The following is a 3,595-nucleotide window of genomic DNA, read 5'->3' as shown; positions in this document are numbered from 1 at the left end:
CAGTAAGCATCACCCGCCAGCGCTTCGATTGGAGCGCGCCATTCAGGATTTGCTTGGCTTGTCCGCGGAAGGGATGCCCGATCCACGCCCCTGGCTCGATCATAACCGTTGGGGTACGCACTTCCCGTTGGGAAATCACATCGACGCCTTGTCGCAAGCGTCGCCCTATCGCTTTCTGCCGGCGGAAGGCGATGGCCTGCACCAGATCGCGGTCGGTCCCGTCCACGCGGGAACCATCGAGCCTGGACACTTCCGGTTTACGGCAAGCGGAGAGACCGTGGTCCGCTTGGAAGAGCGGCTGGGATACGCCCACAAGGGTATCGAGGGGCTCATGATTGGCGCCAGTGTCGAGCGAGCTGCTCAACTCGCCGGACGCGTGTCAGGCGACAGCACGGTAGCCTATGCCTTTGCATTTTCGCGGGCGGCCGAAGCGGCCTTACAGCTTGTCGTGCCGGATCGCGCAATCTGGCTGCGTGCTCTCCTTGCAGAGCTCGAGCGGCTCGCCAATCATCTCGGTGACATCGGGGCGATCTGCAACGATGCCTCTTTTGCGCTGATGCACGCTCACTGCAGCGTGTTACGCGAGTCCGTCCTGCGCGCCTCCAATGCAGCATTCGGTCATCGCTTGATGCGGGATATTATCGTGCCCGGTGGCGTGACTCACGACCTGAACGATGACGGGACAGAAATCATTCAGGCCGCGCTGGATAACATCCGCCTACGCTTTCCTGCTTTGGTCGAATTATATGACATCACCGCATCGTTGCAGGATCGTACGGTCGATACCGGCGTGCTCAAGCCGTCGCTGGCCAGGCAATACGCCGCCGGGGGCTACATAGGCCGTGCGTCCGGTCGTTCCTTTGACGCGCGCCGGACCTTGGCCTACCCGCCGTATGACAGCTTGCACTTTGAGGTACCGGTCCTGAACGAGGGCGATGTCAACGCGCGAGTCTGGATCCGCATACGCGAGGTTGAGCAAAGCCTCACTTTGATCGACCAGATATTGGACCGGCTTCCCGAGGGTCCGATGGGAACGCACGCGGCGCCTCGGCCTGAGCTGCGTGAAGGTACGGCAATCGTCGAGGGATTTCGCGGCGACGTACTGGTTTGGCTCCGCCTGCAAGATGGTCGGGTCGAGCGATGTCACCTGCGAGACCCGTCGTGGTTTCAATGGCCACTCCTTGAAGCTGCCATCGAGGGCAACATCGTTGCGGATTTCCCGCTCTGCAACAAGTCGTTCAACTGTTCCTATTCGGGCCATGATCTCTAGGGATTTCATCAGATGCGCAAGCTGCTTTTTGAAAGCCTGTTCCGCCGGCCATTCACGGAGCAGGCGCCGCCTTTGGACGATGCCGCGGTGACCGAGCTCGCAACAGCAGTCGGTCGCGCTGCGCGGCGGCGCCTCGGCCGAAGCCTCTCGATACGCGAGGTCGACGCCGGATCCTGCAATGGATGCGAACTTGAAATCCACGCGCTGAACAATGCCTATTACGACGTCGAGCGCTTCGGCGTCCGGTTCGTTGCGTCGCCACGTCATGCCGATGTGTTGATGGTAACCGGACCGGTCACGAAGAACATGCGCGACGCATTGGAGCGCACCTATCATGCGACACCCAACCCGAAATGGGTCGTCGCCGTGGGAGATTGCGCCCGGGATGGCGGCTGCTTTGCCGGCAGCTATGCAGTGGTAGGAGGAGTCTCGCAAGTGATTCCCGTCGATCTTCATATTCCCGGTTGTCCACCGCCGCCGACCCTGATCTTGCAGGGGCTGCTCTCTCTGCTCGATCAAACGGCCAAACGTGCCGCTCCCACTTGAGGATCTGGGGACGCCTTCGGCTATTCCAAGCCAGCTTGATCGCAGGGTGCGTTCAGACCGGAATAGTCCTTGCGATGACTCCTTGTCGCACAATATCGGGATGATGATTCCAACGCGCCCAGTCGCGACCCGGCGTTGTCAGTGGTCTCGTTGCTGCCATTGATCTACGTGGTGCTAGCTGCGGGGCGGCTGCCACGACAATAGCGCCGGCGATCTTGATGACGAATATGGCAGGCCCGTCGCCGGCGTCGGCAAAGCTGAAATCGAGGCCGCACACGTTGCACCTGGATTTCAGGGTCAAGAACCGCTCAAACAACTTTCCCTTGCCGCAACGCGGACATCGGCACAGAAGGCCAGCGATATATGGCGATGGCGTCTGCGAGATCTTCTTGTCCGAGACTTCCATCTTTAGCTTTCTGCGCTTCGATTGGGTGGCGACCGACCCAGCCAACGCGAAACGCTAGTGCGAGCCAATTTCCGCCAACCGTATCGAACTCGCGGCTCCCGGCACGTCGACCGTCGTTATCTCGACGCGGGCCGTCTGCTGACGGTTGGGATAGCCAACCCGTTCGGATGCGCGATGTTGTCGGCAACCGATCGAATATTGCCATCCGCCATTGCCAGAAGAATCCGTGCCGACGCCAAGCAGTCGGATCCGGAGGCATGCGCGTCGAAGGACGTCACATAGGCGCTTCCATCGCGAGCGACGGCCAGGTCCCGCAGATATCCTGATGCGAAAGCGGCCATGTCGGCGTGAACCGCCGGTGTCTCGGCACCGAATTTCAGGATCAGCCGCTGGGTCGTCGAGGCGACCAATAGATCCCCGTCAGGCAAAAAGCCCAAACCGAACGGTCGACTCGCTACGTCGGCAACGATCGTAACCTTGCCGTCCAGACCGATGCGGAAGACCTTTCCCGCGTTCACGTCGGATACCTATAGGGCGCCCAAATGCCATCTAGGCGCCTTAAGGCGCCAGAATCCGCTTGCAAGAACATTTGTCTTCAGCGTTTTCATCATCTTCGATCAGGAAATCTGGCGTCCCAAAAACCCCTATATTCATCGAACTCGTTCCACGGTCCGCGACGAGGAAGGCTTAGGTTGCTTTATATTCTTCATCTTTGGCTTCGTGACGTGTTCCTTGAGCCGGACGCCTCGACCGCCAGCCAAGCTCTGACCACCCGGATTGATCAACTCGATTCCCGCGTTCTCCAGAGCCGAAACCAGCTTCATCAGCGAATCGACATTGCCGCGGATGACGCCGTCGCTTGCTTCCATGCGTTGAATGGTCGGGACTGAAAGATCCGCCAGTTCAGCTGTTTGCCGTTGATCTATATTCAAGAGCGCGCGGGCGGCCCTGAGTTGATTAGCGGAAATCATGAATTGGCAAAGCTCCAATGCAACGCGCAAGAATACATCTACACCATATGAACTATTGTATCAAGCATCAATTTGAATGTGCAGGATATCATCGATGCGACGCTGCCCACAAGCACTCCGCGAATATCTGGGCAGAGAATGCAAAATGCGGTATCAAACATCAGTCTACCCATATTAATCGTATGAAAGTAAGGATCAGCATGCATTTTTGACTTTTAGCTTTGGCTTTTTCAGATTATGTTTGGTGGCGTTTGATCTCAGCGCTGAGAGGCGCGCGGTAAGAGCCTTAGATCGCATCTAGCCTGCGGCCCCAGAGGAGATGTCCAATGGGCGTATCAATTGTTCTCACGATTGGGGAAGCAATCGGTGGCGCCATCGGCGGAATAGCCATTGGCAGAACCC

The 3,595-nt window shown here is 58.3% G+C and carries 4 protein-coding genes and 1 pseudogene; 2 read left to right on the top strand and 3 right to left on the bottom strand.

From position 1 onward, the window contains the following. The coding region (locus tag WB528_RS13000) for a hydrogenase expression protein HypE (protein WP_423888818.1) at positions 1-1,270 on the top strand (1,270 nt) is incomplete at its 5' end. 12 nt (positions 1,271-1,282) lie between these two features. Continuing rightward, on the top strand, positions 1,283-1,816 hold the full coding sequence (locus tag WB528_RS12995) for an NADH-quinone oxidoreductase subunit B family protein (RefSeq protein WP_423888817.1): 534 nt from the start codon (positions 1,283-1,285) through the stop codon (positions 1,814-1,816). 184 nt (positions 1,817-2,000) lie between these two features. Here WB528_RS12995 and WB528_RS12990 read toward each other — a convergent pair. The 3 genes and pseudogenes from WB528_RS12990 to WB528_RS12980 form a co-directional block, all read right to left on the bottom strand. Further along, positions 2,001-2,222 (bottom strand): annotated as a pseudogene (locus WB528_RS12990) (DUF983 domain-containing protein); the annotation flags it as partial. A 116-nt stretch (positions 2,223-2,338) separates the two neighbouring features. Further along, complete coding sequence (locus WB528_RS12985) at positions 2,339-2,740, bottom strand: SMP-30/gluconolactonase/LRE family protein (RefSeq protein WP_423888816.1); 402 nt, start codon at positions 2,738-2,740, stop codon at positions 2,339-2,341. Positions 2,741-2,872: 132 nt separating this feature from the next. After that, complete coding sequence (locus WB528_RS12980; RefSeq protein WP_423888819.1) at positions 2,873-3,193, bottom strand: helix-turn-helix domain-containing protein; 321 nt, start codon at positions 3,191-3,193, stop codon at positions 2,873-2,875. Positions 3,194-3,595 lie beyond the last annotated feature (402 nt).

This window comes from Bradyrhizobium sp. (assembly GCF_049586575.1).
Lineage (GTDB): Bacteria > Pseudomonadota > Alphaproteobacteria > Rhizobiales > Xanthobacteraceae > Bradyrhizobium.
This window is presented reverse-complemented; position numbering and strand designations above follow the sequence as displayed.

Bases quoted from the DNA above. Each gene is read 5' to 3' on its own strand.
- WB528_RS12995 (WP_423888817.1), top strand. From the start codon at position 1,283: ATGCGCAAGCTGCTTTTTGAAAGCCTGTTCCGCCGGCCATTCACGGAG.
- WB528_RS12980 (WP_423888819.1), bottom strand. From the start codon at position 3,193: ATGATTTCCGCTAATCAACTCAGGGCCGCCCGCGCGCTCTTGAATATA.